This is a genomic window from Streptomyces niphimycinicus (assembly GCF_018883605.1).
Classification (GTDB): Bacteria; Actinomycetota; Actinomycetes; order Streptomycetales; family Streptomycetaceae; genus Streptomyces; species Streptomyces niphimycinicus.
This window is the reverse complement of record NZ_JAHLEM010001324.1, coordinates 1-606: the sequence shown is the minus strand read 5'-3', so window position 1 is coordinate 606 and position 606 is coordinate 1. Positions and strand designations below refer to the sequence as shown.

Sequence of the window (606 nt, the reverse complement as noted above, 5' to 3'; positions counted from 1 at the left end):
GGGCCGGGGCGGACCGGGTGGACGCGGCGGCCGTCGTGGCGGCACGGGCGGTGGACGCGGCGAGCGGGCGGCCGGTGGCGGGCGTCGCGAGCAGTGCGCTCATGGCCAGCGACAGGGACAGCGGGCCGAGGATGCCGCACAGCGCTGCTGCTCTCACTGGCCCTCCCTTCGTGCATCGCGTCGTGCATCGCGCGATGAAAGGGATATTTGGCGCGGCGGATGACCATGTAAAGCACCGGGCCGCGGTGTCGGGGTCAATGACCCCAATGCCCCTTCAGCGCCGCGCGCAGCTCCCGGTCGGGGAGGGCGACGGTGCCGTGCACCGCGAGCGCGGTCAGCAGCTCGCCGTCGCCGTCACCGCCGTCCGGGCCGCCGCCGGAGCGCTGGGCGAGGGTCCGCCGCGGGGGCACGTCGATCCGGCCGAGCAGCCGCTGACCTGCGGGGGAGGCCCACCGCGAGTACGGATGCGCCTCGACCCGGGCGATCAGCAGACAGCTCACCGTCAGTAGCAGCGGCAGCATGAACCACGAGGCCGCCGGGCCGCGCCCCGCCGCGGGCGGCACCAGCAGCAGCGCGGCGGCCGCCGTCGCCAGAACCAGCGCGCAG

The 606-nt window shown here is 75.9% G+C and carries 1 pseudogene; it reads right to left on the bottom strand.

The window, feature by feature from the left end:
* Positions 1 to 254: 254 nt before the first annotated feature.
* A pseudogene (locus tag KN815_RS49575) lies at positions 255 to 606 on the bottom strand (TIGR04222 domain-containing membrane protein); the annotation flags it as partial.